The 16,415-nt window shown below is 38.7% G+C and carries 20 protein-coding genes; 10 read left to right on the top strand and 10 right to left on the bottom strand.

Going from position 1 to position 16,415, the window contains the following annotated elements:
• Positions 1 to 35: 35 nt before the first annotated feature.
• Positions 36 to 551, bottom strand: coding sequence for a ferritin-like domain-containing protein (locus tag SULAR_RS06185; RefSeq protein WP_008244102.1), 516 nt, complete (start codon positions 549 to 551; stop codon positions 36 to 38).
• Positions 552 to 693: 142 nt separating this feature from the next.
• Between SULAR_RS06185 and SULAR_RS06180 the strand changes: the two genes are divergently transcribed.
• Positions 694 to 1,383 (top strand): hypothetical protein, encoded by a 690-nt coding sequence (locus SULAR_RS06180; protein WP_008244100.1) that lies wholly within the window; start codon positions 694 to 696, stop codon positions 1,381 to 1,383.
• A gap of 3 nt (positions 1,384 to 1,386) precedes the next feature.
• On the opposite strand, the gene dnaJ is transcribed toward SULAR_RS06180, so the two are convergent.
• Entirely contained in the window at positions 1,387 to 2,523 is a 1,137-nt protein-coding gene (dnaJ, locus tag SULAR_RS06175) for a molecular chaperone DnaJ (protein ID WP_008244097.1), read from the bottom strand.
• Between the two features lie 91 nt (positions 2,524 to 2,614).
• Between dnaJ and SULAR_RS06170 the strand changes: the two genes are divergently transcribed.
• Together SULAR_RS06170 and recR are read left to right on the top strand one after the other, a co-directional pair.
• Positions 2,615 to 2,908: a Dabb family protein gene (locus SULAR_RS06170; protein ID WP_008244094.1), complete on the top strand. Its 294-nt coding sequence runs from the start codon at positions 2,615 to 2,617 to the stop codon at positions 2,906 to 2,908.
• Positions 2,909 to 2,988: 80 nt separating this feature from the next.
• A complete protein-coding gene (gene recR, locus SULAR_RS06165) occupies positions 2,989 to 3,558 on the top strand; it encodes a recombination mediator RecR (protein WP_008244089.1) in 570 nt (189 codons plus the stop codon).
• A 20-nt stretch (positions 3,559 to 3,578) separates the two neighbouring features.
• Here the strand turns inward: recR and SULAR_RS06160 are convergent, their stop codons facing one another.
• On the bottom strand, positions 3,579 to 4,622 hold the full coding sequence (locus SULAR_RS06160; protein WP_008244087.1) for a DHH family phosphoesterase: 1,044 nt from the start codon (positions 4,620 to 4,622) through the stop codon (positions 3,579 to 3,581).
• Between the two features lie 100 nt (positions 4,623 to 4,722).
• Positions 4,723 to 5,121 (bottom strand): Rrf2 family transcriptional regulator, encoded by a 399-nt coding sequence (locus SULAR_RS06155; protein ID WP_008244085.1) that lies wholly within the window; start codon positions 5,119 to 5,121, stop codon positions 4,723 to 4,725.
• Positions 5,122 to 5,271: 150 nt separating this feature from the next.
• Here SULAR_RS06155 and rpsO point away from each other — a divergent pair, with 150 nt between their 5' ends.
• From rpsO to dnaK, 3 genes are all read left to right on the top strand, one after another.
• Positions 5,272 to 5,541, top strand: coding sequence for a 30S ribosomal protein S15 (rpsO, locus tag SULAR_RS06150; protein ID WP_008244083.1), 270 nt, complete (start codon positions 5,272 to 5,274; stop codon positions 5,539 to 5,541).
• A gap of 277 nt (positions 5,542 to 5,818) precedes the next feature.
• On the top strand, positions 5,819 to 6,364 hold the full coding sequence (gene grpE / locus SULAR_RS06145; RefSeq protein WP_008244081.1) for a nucleotide exchange factor GrpE: 546 nt from the start codon (positions 5,819 to 5,821) through the stop codon (positions 6,362 to 6,364).
• 31 nt (positions 6,365 to 6,395) lie between these two features.
• The gene (gene dnaK, locus SULAR_RS06140; RefSeq protein WP_008244080.1) at positions 6,396 to 8,270 is read left to right on the top strand and encodes a molecular chaperone DnaK; all 1,875 of its coding nucleotides are present in this window, start codon (positions 6,396 to 6,398) and stop codon (positions 8,268 to 8,270) included.
• 143 nt (positions 8,271 to 8,413) lie between these two features.
• Here the strand turns inward: dnaK and SULAR_RS06135 are convergent, their stop codons facing one another.
• Complete coding sequence (locus tag SULAR_RS06135; RefSeq protein WP_188084886.1) at positions 8,414 to 9,694, bottom strand: BamA/TamA family outer membrane protein; 1,281 nt, start codon at positions 9,692 to 9,694, stop codon at positions 8,414 to 8,416.
• 112 nt (positions 9,695 to 9,806) lie between these two features.
• Between SULAR_RS06135 and SULAR_RS06130 the strand changes: the two genes are divergently transcribed.
• Positions 9,807 to 10,106, top strand: a complete 300-nt coding sequence (locus SULAR_RS06130; protein ID WP_008244078.1) for a chorismate mutase — start codon at positions 9,807 to 9,809, stop codon at positions 10,104 to 10,106.
• Here the strand turns inward: SULAR_RS06130 and SULAR_RS06125 are convergent.
• Positions 10,103 to 10,288, bottom strand: a complete 186-nt coding sequence (locus SULAR_RS06125; protein ID WP_008244077.1) for a DUF6726 family protein — start codon at positions 10,286 to 10,288, stop codon at positions 10,103 to 10,105. The two genes, SULAR_RS06130 and SULAR_RS06125, sit on opposite strands and share 4 nt — an antisense overlap.
• A 123-nt stretch (positions 10,289 to 10,411) precedes the next feature.
• Here SULAR_RS06125 and SULAR_RS06120 point away from each other — a divergent pair, with 123 nt between their 5' ends.
• Positions 10,412 to 11,065 (top strand): response regulator transcription factor, encoded by a 654-nt coding sequence (locus tag SULAR_RS06120; protein WP_008244076.1) that lies wholly within the window; start codon positions 10,412 to 10,414, stop codon positions 11,063 to 11,065.
• Positions 11,066 to 11,099: 34 nt separating this feature from the next.
• Positions 11,100 to 12,230, top strand: coding sequence for a HAMP domain-containing sensor histidine kinase (locus SULAR_RS06115; protein ID WP_008244074.1), 1,131 nt, complete (start codon positions 11,100 to 11,102; stop codon positions 12,228 to 12,230).
• A 2-nt stretch (positions 12,231 to 12,232) separates the two neighbouring features.
• On the opposite strand, the gene SULAR_RS06110 is transcribed toward SULAR_RS06115, so the two are convergent.
• From SULAR_RS06110 to SULAR_RS06095, 4 genes are all read right to left on the bottom strand, one after another.
• Entirely contained in the window at positions 12,233 to 12,625 is a 393-nt protein-coding gene (locus SULAR_RS06110; RefSeq protein WP_008244072.1) for a CBS domain-containing protein, read from the bottom strand.
• Between the two features lie 11 nt (positions 12,626 to 12,636).
• Positions 12,637 to 12,987, bottom strand: a complete 351-nt coding sequence (locus SULAR_RS11345) for a hypothetical protein (protein WP_008244070.1) — start codon at positions 12,985 to 12,987, stop codon at positions 12,637 to 12,639.
• Positions 12,984 to 14,519, bottom strand: a complete 1,536-nt coding sequence (locus SULAR_RS06100; protein ID WP_008244068.1) for a DUF1538 domain-containing protein — start codon at positions 14,517 to 14,519, stop codon at positions 12,984 to 12,986. The genes SULAR_RS11345 and SULAR_RS06100 overlap by 4 nt, the downstream gene beginning before the upstream one ends.
• A 115-nt stretch (positions 14,520 to 14,634) precedes the next feature.
• Positions 14,635 to 14,832: a DUF2892 domain-containing protein gene (locus SULAR_RS06095; RefSeq protein WP_008244066.1), complete on the bottom strand. Its 198-nt coding sequence runs from the start codon at positions 14,830 to 14,832 to the stop codon at positions 14,635 to 14,637.
• 326 nt (positions 14,833 to 15,158) lie between these two features.
• On the opposite strand from SULAR_RS06095, the gene SULAR_RS06090 reads away from it, so the two are divergent.
• Positions 15,159 to 16,415, top strand: coding sequence for a porin (locus tag SULAR_RS06090; RefSeq protein WP_008244063.1), 1,257 nt, complete (start codon positions 15,159 to 15,161; stop codon positions 16,413 to 16,415).

The following is a 16,415-nucleotide window of genomic DNA, read 5'->3' as shown; positions in this document are numbered from 1 at the left end:
CACTATCTGTCAGCCTAAGTTTCAATCATCACTTTTTAGTGCATATTTTTTTTGAGGTCTGTTATAAACTCAGTGATATCATCATGTAGTGCCTGAAGATCCTCTTCATGTTCTACCTCATCTGCAAGTATTTCTGAGACGATGTCATACGTTACGATATCTTTATCTCGTGTCATATCTGCGAGTTTTGAATAGACTGAGATAGCACACTGTTCTCCTTTAATTGAATCTTCAAGTATACTTACTACATCAAAATCTTTTGGTTCTTCATATCCACAGTTCGTATGCGTAAACCACTCTTGTGGATTGAGGAGAGGAGTCCCACCAAGCTGAAGAATTCTGTCTGCTACCATATTTGCATGTCTGAGTTCATCTGTCGCATGCTGTGTCAGTTCTGCTATAGCTGCATCCTTCATAATACCCTTGATGACTTTGGCTTCAATGAAATATTGATAATAAGCCAACCATTCATCCGCATACGCTTTATTGAGCATTGAAATAATCTCATTGATATCTAAACCTTTGATAATCGAATTACCTCTTTTTGCCATACTAGATCCTTTCAAAGTTATTAAGGAAAAAAATTATCCTTTGTTCATTGTAACGCTATTAAACTTAAAGGGAAATAGTTCTTTTTTTATGTACTAACGAAAAATTGGCTAAAATACTGAAAAGAGATAGAGAGGGTAGAATTTGAAAATAAGATATTTTTTTCTGGCAGTGGTATTGGTAATATTTTATGGATGTGAACAGGGTAATGTTTCTAAAGCCCGTCTGATGGAAGATACGACGAAAAAACAGGAGGCTGGAGCATCTGATAAGCAGGCATATAAAGAAGCGAATGAAACCTTGGAACTTCAAAAACTGGTCGGGGCTAACCAGATCGCTTTAGCAAAAATCGAATCAGAGAAACTTCAGCAACTTAAAACACTGGAACTGGAGCAGACAAAACTGCAAGCGCAAGAGGCAGCTAAATTACAGGAGAGTAAATTAGCGTATGAAAAAGAGCTGCAGGGCATGAAACTTGCTCAGGAGAAAGAACTTACTATGCTTCAGGAAGAACGGCTTCTATCTAACCAGGGGAATCAAAACAGACTGTCCCAGATCATACTCATCGTAAGTACGTTGCTTGTATTGCTTATTTTACTACTTCTGCTATGGATCCATAAAAAGAACAAAGCCCATGAAGCAAAGATGCATGAAGCCTCTTTAAGACACGAGGAGTTTATGCAAGCAAGTCAGCAGCATCATGAAAAGGTCACAAAAATGTTAGAGATCGTAGTGGATGAAAAAACAGATAAAAATATCAAAAAAGAGTTAGTGAAAATGCTCAAAGAACAGGGAGAAGACCCAGTTCTTTTATTAGAAGATAAAAAAAGCTAAAGGCTAGTTGCCAAACCAGCTTTTAACTCTGTCAAATGCTGATTCGAAAGTGCTTTTGTGTGGTCTACTCTCCACACCATAACTCTCTTGGAGTTTTTCGAGAAGCTCTTTTTGTTCATCACTGATCTTCTTAGGAAGTACCATACGTACTTGTGCGATAAGACGTCCTCTTCTTCCGCTATGTACATCAGCCACACCTTCACCATTGAAGACGAACTGTTCTTTATCTTTGGTGCTTTGTTTAAGCTCCAGTTCCAATTCACCGTCAAGCGCAGGGATGGAGATAGTTTCTCCTAGGATCGCTTGTGTGAAGAAGACAGGTACTTCTATATAGATATCGTTTCCATTACGTATGAAGTTTTCGTCTTCTTCTACATGGAAGGTAAGGTAGAGGTCACCACGTTGTCCGTTTTTGGCTTCGTTTCCGTAGCCTTGTGCTCTTAGGCGGTTACCAGAATCTACTCCAGCAGGAATGTTCACAGTAACGGTATCTTCTTTTTCATGATACCCTTTACCATGACAGCTCCCACACTCCTCTTTAATACTTTGTCCTTGACCATGGCATTTTGGACATGTTTGGGCAAACTGCATAGGCCCTTGTCTCATTAGCACCTGTCCCTGTCCTTGACAATAGTCACATGTTTCCAGTTTTGCATCTTTTGCACCCGTACCTTGACAGTCATCACAAGGTGTTTTGTAACGGATCTCTATTTTCTTTTCACAGCCAAAGACCGCTTCATGAAATTTTAAAGGCACTTCTATCTCAAAGTCCAGTGCATATTTTTGGCCCGGGTCTCTGCGCGCTTGGCCAAAACCGCCGAATCCACCGCCAGAGCCTCCGAACATAGAGTTAAAGATATCCATGATATCATCCATGTTCGCACCGCCAAATCCACCGCCCATGCCGCCTTGGCCTTCGAGACCTGCTTTACCGTAACGGTCATAGATCGCTCTTTTTTCTTCATCGCTGAGTACCTGGTAGGCTTCGTTGACTATTTTGAACTTATCTTCCGCTTCTTTATCATCAGGATTTCTGTCTGGATGATATTTCATCGCAAGTTTTCTGTATGATTTCTTAAGCTCAGCACCTGAACAGTCTTTGCTGACTTCAAGTACTTCATAATAATCTAAATCTGTCATTGATATATCTCCATAGCTAGGGAATGTTTTGGGGCGAATTCTACCATAATTTGGTTATAATCACAAAAATATAAATAATAGGTAGTTTATTATGGTTGTACATATCGTCACATTTAAATTTAAAGAAGAAAATAAAAAAGCCAATATCATACAGGCAAAACAGATGTTGGAAAATCTTATGGGGGCGGTACCGACACTAAGAAGTATAGATGTAGGTTTGAATTTCTCTACGGAAGAACGCGCGATGGATCTCAGTATCATTACGGTATTTGAAAGCAAAGAAGGATTGGATGCTTATGCGATACATCCAGAACATCTTAAAGTGGTAGACTTTATCAAAACAGTGGTTGAATACTCTAAAGTTGTAGATTATGAGAAGCGTTAAGAAATGATGAATAGTTTCATGATTTTAGCTTCGGAACCGAAGTGGTCGGAACGTAGTATAGCTATGAAGGCGGCGTCCTAATGAAACACTACAAGATAGAAGCCTTTGAAAACCTGGTGGAGGCCTTTGGTTCTTTACCTTCCATTGGTAAAAAAACAGCGATTCGTTTAGCCTATCATGCAGTGATGGAAGACGGATTTGGGGCTATGAAACTAGCACATGCACTGGAAACAGGTGTCAATGCCATACAAAAATGCAGCAAATGCCACAATATGAGTGAAGATGAGCTTTGTGCCATTTGTTCCGATCCCTACAGAGATAATACAAAACTGTGTATTGTACAAAGTGCTAAAGATATCTTGACCATAGAAGAGAGTGGACAGTTTGACGGTGTCTATTATGTGGTAACTGAGGTAGGCGATCTGGATGAAGCACATCTATTTTATGCAGTAGGAGGGGTGGATGAGATCATCTTTGCATTTCCTCCGAGCATTGCTACAGATACAATGATCCTTTACATAGAAGATAAGCTTAAGGGGCTTGAGATAAACTTTACGAAGATCGCCCAGGGTGTACCTACAGGGGTAGACCTGGAGAACATAGATGTGATGTCACTTTCACGTGCTTTAGAAGCGAGAGTGAAGATCTAGCAGTGTAGCGGATAGAGAGTCTATTCGCACTTCTTGTCTATATACTCCTGCACAAATTGACGTACCTCTGCATAGACAAAAGAATCTTTATACCCCTCTATTTTTCCACCGCTCGCATTGGGGTGTCCACCACCATTTCCGATGTGAGCAGCCATAGCAGAGACATCCATTTTGTTGTTACTTCTCAGTGAAAAATGTCCTCTGAAGTTCACATCCATATAGAAGTCATAGTCATCATTTTCTACCATACAGGCATTTCCTATGAGGGAAGTATTCCCTACATTGTAGCCAAGTATACCCCTATAGCCTTTGTAGTGGATGGTAAGTCGTTGTTTGTCCTTGGTAAGCAGGTCTGTGACATAAAAGGCAACCAGGTTGTCTTTGGTGTTGTTTTCACCTTGCCTAAAAAATGCTTTTTTGATCTGGTGTAGATCATCATCCAGTTGTATGGGTGCATCTTCTTCGCTTACTCTTTGTTTTGCAGCTTCTATAAGAGAGAGTTTAAAGGCTCTGTCCTCTGCCGGAAATAAAATACGGTTGACTTCTCTTGCCCCGGAGATCATACCAAGCATCACTTTTCCATATTCGAACAGTGTATCATCACTGAGCCAGATATCGATGGCATTGATCGCGTTTACGATAGTAGCGAAATCACTGCTCTTATCAAATTCATAATGTTGCTGCAGCCAGTCATAGGTAATAAGCGTAGCACAACGTGTGGTGTCAAGTTTATACCAGGCAAAACGTTCTGCAGCAGGTGCTCCTGTAGCATGATGATCAAGCAGTTGAAGCTTCGCACCGATACGTACAGCTTCATTCTCTATCCAAGTACCCTCTTTGGTAGTAAGATTGAGGTCTGTAATGAGAATGAGTGCTTCGACATCATCTCCATGTAAAAACTTATCCTGTTCGATCTTTTTAACGATCTCAGCCAGTCTTGCCGTTACTTCCGGGCCATAGTTTGCATTATAGCAGTCGATGATGTCGAAACATTGTTCTGAGAGATATTGACATCCGTAACCATCAAGATCGATATGGGAGAGGTGGTAAACATGTTGTTTCATAAAAATATGCCTTTTGAGGGTAAAATATAAATGTATTATACAATGAAGTACTTGTAGGTCGATAGAATCGACCCCTGAAGAGATGTAAATGGTGATAGGGTTAAAGTATGTCGCCCAGTGTTAAACCATTTAAAAAATCATCTATCTTCGTTTGAAAATTGATGAGAAAAGGTGAGATAGCACAACTTCCTATGGTCCCATTTGGACAGGTACTTGTATAGCTGGTACAGTCAAAGACAGCAGGTGCTTTACCTTCAGCAGCAATAATGATATCTTTCACACTGATCTCATTTACTTCTTTGGCTAAGATAAATCCACCATGCGCACCTTTGCGTGATTCAAGGATACCTTGTTTTGCAAGACTTTGTAAAATCTTTGCAAGAAAACTTTTAGGGATACAGAGTTCATTAGCCAACTGTTCTGCACCGATAGGACTGTCAGATTTTCGTATAGCATCTAAAGAGAGTAGAGCATATTCACTTGCACGGGTCAATAGCATAATCAAACCTTTTTCTTAATTAGGAGTATTTTACTCTAATTATTATTAAAATATAGGCATGGTATCTGCCAATATTCGTCTAAGCTTATTATGCTATGATTGCGTTCCCAAATTGAATTTTGGAAATTAAATACCAATCAGGAGGTCATTATGGCTTTAGATCAGGCGAAAAAAGCAGAAATTATTGCTAAATATGCTAGAGGAAACGGCGATACAGGTTCAACAGAAGTACAAGTAGCTCTTATTACAGAGAGAATTAAATACTTAACTGATCACCTTAAAACAAACAAAAAAGATCACTCTTCAAGACTAGGACTACTTAAACTAGTAGGTCAAAGAAGAAGACTTATGAGATATCTTAAAAATACAGATCTTGCTAGATGGAACACTATCAAAGCAGATCTTGGTATTAGAAACTAATACTTCATCTCTTATCAGCCTTTGGGCTGATAAATTCTATACACACTAAACTACAAATACTTTTCCCATCCAATTCCCAAAAACACTTTATTTTACACACAAGTTACACATCAATTTGCTAACTTACAAATAGACATTTAGGCACTTTTTACTAAGTTTAGTCATATCAACTCAACTAGTACTTGACAAAGATACACTCAATGTTGTATAATTGCCGCAAGCATTAGATATGAAGATGCACTATTTATAAAATTTATAAACAAAAGGAGGTCTGTATATGAGTCAAGAGAATGAAAATCTTGAGGAACCTCAGGCAGAAGAACTCGAAGAGCAGACAGAAGGAGAGGAGACTGCGGAAGTTGATCCCCTTGAAGCTGCACGTGCAGAAGCTGCTGACTATAAAGATAAGTACCTCAGAGCCCATGCTGACTTTGAAAACACTAAAAAGCGTTTAGAGAAAGATAAAATGAATGCTGTATCTTATGCAAATGAAAGCTTTGCAAAAGACATTTTAGCAGTTATGGACTCTTTTGAGAACGCACTTGCATCTATGAAAAGTGCAGATGAAGAAAATAGTTCGGAAGTACTTGAAAAGATGAAGGAGGGAGTCAACTTAACCTATGATCAGCTTAAAAAGATATTGGAAAAAAACCATATCAAAGAAGTGGAGTGTGAAGGTGAATTTGATCCGGAAGTGCATCAAGCGATCATGCAAGTGGAAAGTGATGCACATGAAGCAGGTGACATCGTTCAAGTGATGCAAAAAGGGTATATGATCAAAGATCGTGTATTGAGACCAGCGATGGTTTCAACCTGTAAATAAGAAATGAATATAGAATAATTAAGGATTTAATATGGCAAAAGTATTAGGAATAGATTTAGGAACAACAAACTCTGCGATGGCAGTGTATGATAATGGTGAGGCAAAGATCATTGCAAACAAAGAGGGTAAAAATACCACACCTTCTATCGTAGCATTTACAGATAAGGGTGAAGTACTTGTAGGTGAGTCTGCAAAAAGACAAGCGATCACAAACCCTGAGAAGACAATTTACTCTATTAAAAGAATTATGGGTCTTATGATGAGTGAAGAGAAGGCTAAAGAAGCACAAAGCAAGCTTCCTTACCACATCATAGACAGATCTGGTGCTTGTGCTATCGAAGTGGCAGGTAAAACGTATACACCACAAGAGATCTCTGCAAAAGTACTTATGAAAATGAAAGAGGATGCAGAAGCATATCTTGGTGAGACTGTAACAGATGCAGTTATTACAGTACCGGCATATTTCAATGATGCACAAAGAAAAGCAACAAAAGAAGCTGGAACGATCGCAGGATTGAATGTACTTCGTATTATCAACGAACCAACATCAGCTGCACTTGCATATGGTCTTGACAAAAAAGAATCAGAACAGATAGTAGTATATGACCTTGGTGGTGGTACATTTGACGTTACTGCACTTGAGACGGGTGATGGTGTCGTTGAAGTTATGGCAACAGGTGGGGATGCATTCCTTGGTGGTGATGACTTTGATAACAAGATCATTGATTTTGTAGCCAATGAGTTCAAAGCAGATACTGGTATAGATATAAAAGCGGATGTGATGGCGCTTCAAAGAGTTAAAGATGCAGCAGAAACAGCAAAAAAAGAGCTTTCAAGTTCAACAGAGACGGAAATCAACCTTCCGTTCATTACTGCTGATGCATCGGGACCAAAACACTTAGTGACAAAGATCACTAGAGCAAAATTTGAATCGCTTATCGGTGATTTGGTAGCAAGTACGATCAAAACAGTACAAGGTGTACTTAAAGATGCTGGGCTTAACACTTCTGACATTAACGAAATCGTTATGGTTGGTGGTTCTACAAGAGTACCATTGGTTCAAGAAGAGATGAAAAAATTCTTTGGTAAAGAACTTAACAAATCTGTAAACCCTGATGAAGTGGTTGCACTTGGAGCGGCTATCCAAGGTGGTGTACTTGCAGGTGATGTAAAAGATGTACTATTGCTTGATGTAACACCACTTTCTCTTGGTATTGAAACATTAGGTGGTGTAACAACTAAAGTGATTGAAAAAGGAACAACAATTCCAGCGAAGAAGTCACAAGTGTTCTCAACAGCTGAAGATAACCAGCCAGCAGTGAGCATCCATGTACTTCAAGGTGAAAGAGAGTTCTCTAAAGACAACAAATCACTAGGTATGTTCGAACTTAGAGATATCCCGGCAGCACCAAGAGGTGTGCCACAGATCGAAGTAACATTTGATATCGATGCGAATGGTATCTTGACTGTATCTGCACAAGACAAAGGTACTGGTAAATCTCAAGAGATCAAGATCACTGGTTCGTCAGGACTTTCTGATGAAGAGATCGAAAAAATGGTTCAAGATGCTGAAGCGCACAAAGCTGAAGATGAAAAAAGAAAGGCAGTAGTTGAAGCAAGAAATCAGGCAGATGCACTGGTTCATCAGACGAAAAAGTCATTGAGTGATCTAGGCGAAAACTTTGATGAGACAGAAAAAGCAAGTATTGAAGCGGCTATTGAAGAGCTTGAAGCTGTAATTAAAGATGACTCTGCAACAAAAGAGCAGATAGAAGAAAAAGTAAAAGCATTGACTGAAAAAAGTCACAAGCTTGCTGAAGCTATGTACGCTAAAGAGCAAGGCGGTGCAAACCCAGAAGCAAAAAAAGCAGACGATGACGATGTTATCGATGCTGAAGTAGAGTAAGTCTCTGCTTTGATAAGCCATACTATTCATAAGAGGCATACGCCTCTTATGATTGGAATAAAATTGAAAATAAGAGATAAAGATTTTTTATTTTGAGTTTTACTTCTTCTATAAAATATGACTATAATCAAGTGTTCTATGAATCAAAAGTCAAATGGATGCTGTGCCATCAACCATAGGTACGTACCCTCTTCACTAGTTGCTACATCAAACCGTATCGGTAATTCGGATACCATGGCACGTAGACTGATCCCTGCATCATATTTCATGTCATTGACAAGATCAATCGTGTATTGATCATGTACCCTTCCGGCTTCTGCAAACAGAACGACCTGAAACCAATCTACTTTTGCTGGTATCCAGGAGATGTCCTTCAGAGGATTGTAGTCGATGATAGCTCTGTATTCCGCAGCAGCGTACAAGGCTGCCTTGTCTGAAAAACGATCTTGATCATAGCCTCTCATCCTGTTAAATCCACCCAGTCTTGCCCCTTCCCACATAGGGGGACGATGTGCATCAAACCCGGTAGAGATCTCTGTATCATTATCCCAGGAGAATGAGTACCCTGTCCATAGACTTAAAGCCAGGACATTTTGTTTTGTGAAAGAAAAAGTGTCAAGTTCAAAGTAGTGATTATACTTAAACTCTAAAAAGTCCCAACTCTGAAGAGAGTCTCCCCAGCCAAAATCTTTTGAGTATTGCACTTGGAACTGGTATCCTCTAGAGGGGTTAATATCAAGATCAGTGTTATCATGAGTAAGAAAAAATCTCACTCCATTGGTATTCCATGTGGGGCGAGATGTCCCGTTTTCCCACCAAATAGAATCTTCCCACATCTCTGTATTCTCTGTATTGTCTGTTTGGGAAAATGTCCGTATCCCTACAGAAGTTCTACCGGTTATGAAAGGTACACCGCCTCCACAATCCTCTCTACCTACACAAAAACCTCCTTCCAGTCTATAGAGGCCTTCAGGGTTGTCCACTCCTTCTCCTATGGGAAGTGTGTATCTGAAGGTAGTGGTAAAGAAATCTGAATCACCTGAACTTATGTAGACATCATCTTTATTAGATGTATGTGAGCCATCTATATAGTAGCGGTTTTTTGGGAAATAACTTTTGAAAGCCATAAAAGAAAAAAAGAGTCGATCGGTGTAAGGAAGTTTATAGTCTGAAAAGGAAATAAATCCTCCGGAAAAGGTCGCTTCATCCGGCTGCTCATTGATGGTCACATCTTGTGGAAGGCCGGTAAAGAGTGTGGCTGTAAATCTAGTTTGAGGTTGGAACAAGCTTCTTCTCATTGTACTTATCCCTCCTGCAAATCCTGTAGCATCACTGGAAAATGCATAAGGTAAAAAGATCCATGTTTTACATTTTGTTGTATTACTGTCATTTTCCACTGCACTTAAAAGTGTGCTACTTAACAAAATAAATAATAAATACTTTTTATTCTTCATTCGACTATTATATCCAAAATATTACTTTGGATATTTTAGGCTATAATACATCTATGATAGCGATACGATTTAAGGATAGAATATGGAAATGAAAAAGTGTAGCACACTTGAAGAAGCGAGAAGTGAGATCGATAGTGTGGATAGAGAGATAGTAGAACTGATTGCTAAACGCAATGAGTATATTAAACAGATCGCACATTTTAAAACCAGTGTAGATGAGGTCAAAGCAGAGGATAGGATCGCAGATGTGATCGCCCATGTAAGAGAACAAGCTATTTCTCTTGGCCTCTCTCCTAATCTTATCAATGATCTCTATGTAAGAATGATAGATGAGATGGTGGAGAGTGAGATCTCCGAATTTAAGAATGCACAGAGATATTAATCTTCTTCATCATCTTCATCGTCTGAACCTGTAATGACACCAACTGTACCCCCTGCGACATCTAAGGTGGTACCCACAACAGAACCTGCAACAGAGATGGGTGCAGTTACCACTTGCGTACAGCCGGATAAGAAAAGAAGAGTGATGAATAGATAGAGTGTTGATTGTTTAAAACTTGGCATAGAGTGCCTCCCTGTAATGAATTGTTAACCCTTGTCGGGCGGGATTATAGCATAGACTCTTTGTGTACTCATCTACACAAAGAGTATGATAAAATATATCATTGAATTAAAAGAAGGTTTAGCATGAATATCTTACTACTTGAAGATGATGTGATATTACAGGAGATCATAGAGGAGTTTCTTGTAGAAAAAGGGTATCAAGTAGAGAGTTTTTTTGATGGTGAAAAAGCACTTGACGCGATAGGTTCCGGTTCTTATGATATGCTGCTTTTAGATGTGAATGTACCCAATATTGATGGTTTTGAAATACTCTCCTATCTACGTGAGATCGGTAATACAACACCAGCGATATATATCACCTCTCTTTCAGGGATAGAGGATCTCAAAAAAGGTTTTGATCTGGGTGCAGATGATTACTTGAAAAAGCCTTTTGAACTTGAAGAATTAAATGCCCGGATTGAACATATTGTTAGACTTTACCGATTACAAGAAGAGATAGAGTTTGACGGAATGAAGTTTATTCCTAAAGCACATCAAATTTTTCTAAAAGACGGTGTGATCGAGATGAGACAGAAAGAATCACAGGTACTGGAGTACTTTATCCGCAATATAGGAAAGATCATCTCTTGTGATGAGATCATAGAAAATGTCTGGGATGATGAAAATATTCCTGCCCATGCGACCATACGTACGTATATTAAAAATCTGAGAAAGATGTTTGATAAAGAATATTTTGAGAACATAAAAGGAGAAGGTTATCGTTTTAACATCGTATGAGCGTAAATCACTTTTTAGTTTTTTAGCTGTTTATTTGATATCAGTCTTTATTTTACTTGCTATCATAGGATACCTTTTCTTTGAAAATAACCGTGTTTCTATGCAAAATGCCATGAAATTTGAAATGATGTACCAGGCGCGTATGTTGTCATCATCCATCGTGATGAAGGCTATGGATGATGACACAAAAAACGAGATGGATTTGGCGAGTCAACATGACTTTTTAAAACATTTAAAACATTGCCGTTTTCAAGTAGGATACTATGATAAGGACAAAAAACCTATATACTCAGAAGTCGATGAGTTTAAAGTGACGGATCAAAGCTTCTTTATTGAAGATGGAAGTGCTTACACAGTTATGGAAGATAAGAGCGACCATTTAGGTGTGCATTATATCGTGTTAAAAGAGAATGCGCTTTCAAAAAATGTACAGAGTTTACGTATCAAGATCATAGGCTATCTGGTATTATCATTCATACTGATGGGAATCGTAGGATATTTTTTAGGCCGCCTGTTTCTAAGACCTGTCAGAGAACAGATAGAGTCTTTGGATAATTTTATTTCAGATACTACACATGAACTCAATACACCCATTTCAGCCATATTGATGACGATACAGTCTCTTAAAGATATCGAGCCTAAAAAATTGCAACGTTTGGAAGCCAGTGCCAAAAGGCTTTCTGTGATGTACAGTTCTCTCACCTATAGACTTGAGGGGAAGGTAGAGCCCTCAGAAGTATTGTGTTTTTCCGATGTGGTAAAAGAGAGGGTTGAGTATGTGAAGGAACTCATTGATTCCAAACGTCTGCATATATCATTGGATCTTGAACCTACAGAAGTGCTGATGCCTAAAACCTCTTCATATAGACTCATAGATAATTTACTCTCTAATGCTATTAAATATTCTGATGTAGGAGATAGCATTGGTATTACGTTGAAAGATCATGTCTTAAAAGTGAAAGATACGGGGGTCGGTATAGATAAAAATGTACAGGAGGATATCTTTAAACGTTATTATAGAGAAAATGATGAACGTGGAGGTTTTGGGATAGGATTGAATATCGTACTTGCTATTTGTAAACAATACAAAATAAAATTAGACCTGGAGTCTAAAAAAGGAGAAGGAAGTACTTTTATACTTACTTTTCCTGTCGTAAAAAAATAAAGTTATTCTACGCTGTCCATAAGGATACCAATGATATCGGTCATGGTGAGGATACCGTAAAGTTCATTGTTATCAATGACCAGTAGACGTTTAATACTGTTTTGTACCATCATTTTTGCCGCATATTTTACATCTAGTTTTGCAGAGACTGAGAAGGCTGGTGTTGTAGCGATATCATAGACATTAAGCAGGTCTATGTCACCATCTTCTGCAACAATACTTTGTAGAATATTTTTAAAGGTCAAAAGACCATAGGCACCATCTTCTGTGTTTTTATCTACAATAACAGAGCGTACTTTATGTTCTTTCATTAACTTTAGTGCTTCTCTTACTGTAGACATCGGTGAGATCACTATCAATTTTTCTTTAGGTGTCATTACATTTTCTACTAACATCTATTCCTCCTTTATATCATCGATTTGATATCATGTTCAAATTTGTGTAACTCTTTTGTATCAAGACCTGCAACATGCGTTAATGGTAGCGTAAATGCCAAGCCACTGTTTTCCGGGTTGTCCAGATCGAACTTTTCACGAAGTAATCGCATGACCTGCAGTGAGAGTTTTCTTGGTAAGACAAAAAGCAGCACAGAGACATTTTCTTCAAGTGTAAGACCAAAGAATACCTTTTTCTCTTCAAGCCCGATATTCTTTCCATGTAGGATGGTCACAGAGCCTGCTCCTGCTCCCTTGGCAGCTTCGATAGCGGCTTCTTCATCTTTATCTTGTATGATGACGATCAGTGCTGTAAATTTCATAATACTTCTCCTTCAATATTGGATGGTTCTACCTTCTGTCTCTTTTTATAATACTCTGCATGAATACCATACCCCATCACAGTAAGCATTGGAAACAGGGAGGCAAAGGCAATGAGACCAAATCCATCTATCAATGGATTACGTCCCTCTATGTTCTCTGCCAATCCCAAGCCCAGTGCTGCCACCAATGGTACAGTGACCGTTGAAGTAGTAACCCCACCACTGTCATAGGCAATAGGTATAATGTAATTTGGTGCGAAATAGGTAAATATAATAACAAAGATATAGCCTACAATTATATAGTAATGTATCGGATCACCGGCAACGATACGGTATGAGCCTAAACCAATCCCAATAGCTACACCAAATGCGACTATCATTCTAAGTATATTTTGTTTAATTTTCCCTTCACTTATCTCTTCTGCTTTGATTGCTATAGCCAAAAGAGCAGGTTCTGCCATCGTTGTAGAGAAACCTATGAGAAATGCAAACAGATAAATAAGCAGGTTGTTGCCCATATCTGTGAGCTGAAAGGCAATCGTCTCTCCTATAGGGAAAAGCCCCATTTCAAGTCCTACGATGAATGCATACAGTCCCAGGATCACCATAATGATACCAGTAGCTATTTTATGTAAGTGTGCTACAGGTTTTTTGATAATGAGATACTGAAAAAAGAATATGACTATGAGAATAGGGGCAACATCCTTGATCACACCCAGAAGTTCCATAAAGGTATCCATTGCAGAAAATGTATATGCAGTTGCTGCAGACCTTACAGTTTCAACTACTTCTGAAACAACGGGTGCTGCGCTGCTTGTCTCTCCTAAACTATAGACAATAATGCCATAAATCTGTACAAATATCATAGGTGTCAGAGATGCAAAAGCGATGAGACCAAAACCGTCTATGGCAGGGTTACGGCCTTTGATACTTGAAGACAAACCGATTCCCAGTGCAGCAACCAGTGGCACTGTGACCGTAGAAGTGGTGACTCCTCCACTGTCATATGCCAGTCCTATGATCTCTTTAGGCGCAAAAAATGTTACGAGTACGACCAAGATGTACCCTGTAATGATATAGTAGGCGATAGGATGACCCAATAAGATACGAAGTGTCCCCAATGCAATGGCAAAACCTACAGAGAGCGCCACGGTCATACGAAGCCAGAATGCATCTACCAGACCATTAGATATCAGTGCAGCCTTATCTGCAATAGCGATAAGTGCAGGCTCTGCGACAGTGGTTGAAAATCCTATGGTAAAAGCAAAAAGCAATAGCCAAAAGACCGAGCCTTTTTTAGCAAAGTCTATGGCCAATCCTTCACCTATAGGGAAGATACCCAGTTCAAGACCACGGATAAAAAGCGCCAAGCCTACAGCCACTATCGTAAGACCTATGATGATCGAAGTGAGATTATCAGGCACAGTTCGGATGATAATACCTTGAAACAGCGCCACGACAATGATAATGGGAAGGAGATCTTTAAAAGAATTTTTTAGATCTCCGTAAAATATATTTAAACTTTCTTTCATAGAAAGAAATTATATCTATTATAAGATTATTATATGCCATAAAAGTATATTTTCTTCGATAGAAATGTAAAATTGTATCCTTTGGTTTCAAGTCTCACAGTTCAGGGTTTAAAACTTAATCTTTCTTCGGGTTACATCCAGTATTGATCCCAAACAGGGCATAGGGTGGACACCATCCGATGATCGCAGTAAAGAGAAGTACGCCTCCAACCACATCAGCAATGATATTGCCATTCATGATACCCCAACCCAGTAGTGCTACACCCAGTACAATCCTAATGATTCTATCTACTTTTCCTATATTGCATGTCATGATCGACTCCTTTAATGATGATAATGCCATTATGACATAGTGGTGGGGAGTAAGTGTGTAACGCATGTTGTATCTTTGTAGCATAGAATATGTAATCTTACCTCTCTACAAAGATTTTGCGGTATATTTTCATTTTCAACATGATATTGATTTGTAACTACGGTACAGGAAATGGTGAAAATGATTCAAAAGTATTTTTTTGTTTTTATTTTAATAATTGTTATCAATTTAATAAACTCTTAAGAATTCTTTTGATAAATTTCCGCCTAGGTAATAATTTAGATAATAATTATCAATTTAAATGAAAAAAAGAAAAGGGAATACAAATGAAAAGAGTAACTACGGCATTAAGCCTAGCAGCTATATTGGCAACAGGAGTTCAAGCAGCATCACTAGAGGAGAGAGTGACAGCATTAGAAGAACAGAACACAGTACTTACAGAAGAGGTACTTGCTACACAAACAGGTGGTTTTACACTGGTAGACACACAAAAATCATACAGCGGTATGGGACCAGCAGCTTCTAAAGTCTATTTCTCTAAAAACCCACTCTCTATAGGTGGATATGGCGAGATGTTCTATGCAAATCCTGATAATGGAGATGATTTTGCAGATGTCTATAGATTCATTACCTATTTTGGATACAAATTCAATGACTGGATCGTACTGAACACAGAGATAGAGTTTGAGCATGGTGCTGATGCTGGAAATGGTGGTAAAGTAGTTGTAGAGTTTTTCTATCTTGACTTCTTACTTAGTGAGCAAGCTAACTTAAGACTCGGGCATGTACTTACACCAATGGGGCTGGTAAACCTCAGACATGAACCGACACTCTTCAACACAGTACAAAGACCAGATATTGAAAAACACCTTCTTCCAAGTACTTGGCATGAAAATGGAGCATTGGTCTATGGTAGATTCGACAGTGCAGATATTGACTATACAGTGGGTATGATCAATGCATTGAATCTAAACAGTGAATATACAAGAGGCGATGATACTCAGAGTAAATGGATAAGAGAAGGTAGACTCGGTGCGAGTAAGGATGCATCTTTTGAACCTGCATTTGTAGGACGAGTGGATTATACTGGTATCAATGGACTGATGGTTGGTGCTTCTGTATATTATGGCGAAGGTTCAAACCTTAAAGATCCAAAAGCAACTGATCCAATTCAGGATGTATCTGGACTCACCACTACAATGTTTGATATCCATGCAAGCTATGATAACGGTCCATTCTCAATGTACGGGCTTTACACACAGACAAACTTGGATGGTGCAGAGAAGTTAAGTGGTAATGCAGTTGAAAAAGCAAGTGGTTATTATGTGAATGCATCTTATGATGTCTCTTCGTTAGTAGGACTTGATTATAAATTACCGGTTTTTGCACAGTATCAAGACTTTAACCCTGTAGAAAAGACAGTGAATGGATCAAATGAAGATACATTTCAGACAGAAATTGTTACAATCGGTTTAAATTTCTTCCCTGCGGATCAGGTGGTCTTGAAAGCTGACTACGCGATGAAAGAAGTGAATAATGTAGATACTAATACATTTTCTTTCGGTCTAGGCTTTATATTTTAA

This window comes from Sulfurovum sp. AR (genome assembly GCF_000296775.1).
GTDB lineage: Bacteria > Campylobacterota > Campylobacteria > Campylobacterales > Sulfurovaceae > Sulfurovum > Sulfurovum xiamenensis.
This window is presented reverse-complemented; position numbering and strand designations above follow the sequence as displayed.

Coding starts and splice junctions, on each gene's coding strand:
- SULAR_RS06185 (WP_008244102.1), bottom strand. CDS start 551: ATGGCAAAAAGAGGTAATTCGATTATCAAAGGTTTAGATATCAATGAG.
- dnaJ (WP_008244097.1), bottom strand. CDS start 2,523: ATGACAGATTTAGATTATTATGAAGTACTTGAAGTCAGCAAAGACTGT.
- SULAR_RS06170 (WP_008244094.1), top strand. CDS start 2,615: ATGGTTGTACATATCGTCACATTTAAATTTAAAGAAGAAAATAAAAAA.
- recR (WP_008244089.1), top strand. CDS start 2,989: ATGAAACACTACAAGATAGAAGCCTTTGAAAACCTGGTGGAGGCCTTT.
- SULAR_RS06160 (WP_008244087.1), bottom strand. CDS start 4,622: ATGAAACAACATGTTTACCACCTCTCCCATATCGATCTTGATGGTTAC.
- SULAR_RS06155 (WP_008244085.1), bottom strand. CDS start 5,121: ATGCTATTGACCCGTGCAAGTGAATATGCTCTACTCTCTTTAGATGCT.
- rpsO (WP_008244083.1), top strand. CDS start 5,272: ATGGCTTTAGATCAGGCGAAAAAAGCAGAAATTATTGCTAAATATGCT.
- grpE (WP_008244081.1), top strand. CDS start 5,819: ATGAGTCAAGAGAATGAAAATCTTGAGGAACCTCAGGCAGAAGAACTC.
- dnaK (WP_008244080.1), top strand. CDS start 6,396: ATGGCAAAAGTATTAGGAATAGATTTAGGAACAACAAACTCTGCGATG.
- SULAR_RS06130 (WP_008244078.1), top strand. CDS start 9,807: ATGGAAATGAAAAAGTGTAGCACACTTGAAGAAGCGAGAAGTGAGATC.
- SULAR_RS06125 (WP_008244077.1), bottom strand. CDS start 10,288: ATGCCAAGTTTTAAACAATCAACACTCTATCTATTCATCACTCTTCTT.
- SULAR_RS06120 (WP_008244076.1), top strand. CDS start 10,412: ATGAATATCTTACTACTTGAAGATGATGTGATATTACAGGAGATCATA.
- SULAR_RS06110 (WP_008244072.1), bottom strand. CDS start 12,625: ATGTTAGTAGAAAATGTAATGACACCTAAAGAAAAATTGATAGTGATC.
- SULAR_RS11345 (WP_008244070.1), bottom strand. CDS start 12,987: ATGAAATTTACAGCACTGATCGTCATCATACAAGATAAAGATGAAGAA.
- SULAR_RS06100 (WP_008244068.1), bottom strand. CDS start 14,519: ATGAAAGAAAGTTTAAATATATTTTACGGAGATCTAAAAAATTCTTTT.
- SULAR_RS06095 (WP_008244066.1), bottom strand. CDS start 14,832: ATGACATGCAATATAGGAAAAGTAGATAGAATCATTAGGATTGTACTG.
- SULAR_RS06090 (WP_008244063.1), top strand. CDS start 15,159: ATGAAAAGAGTAACTACGGCATTAAGCCTAGCAGCTATATTGGCAACA.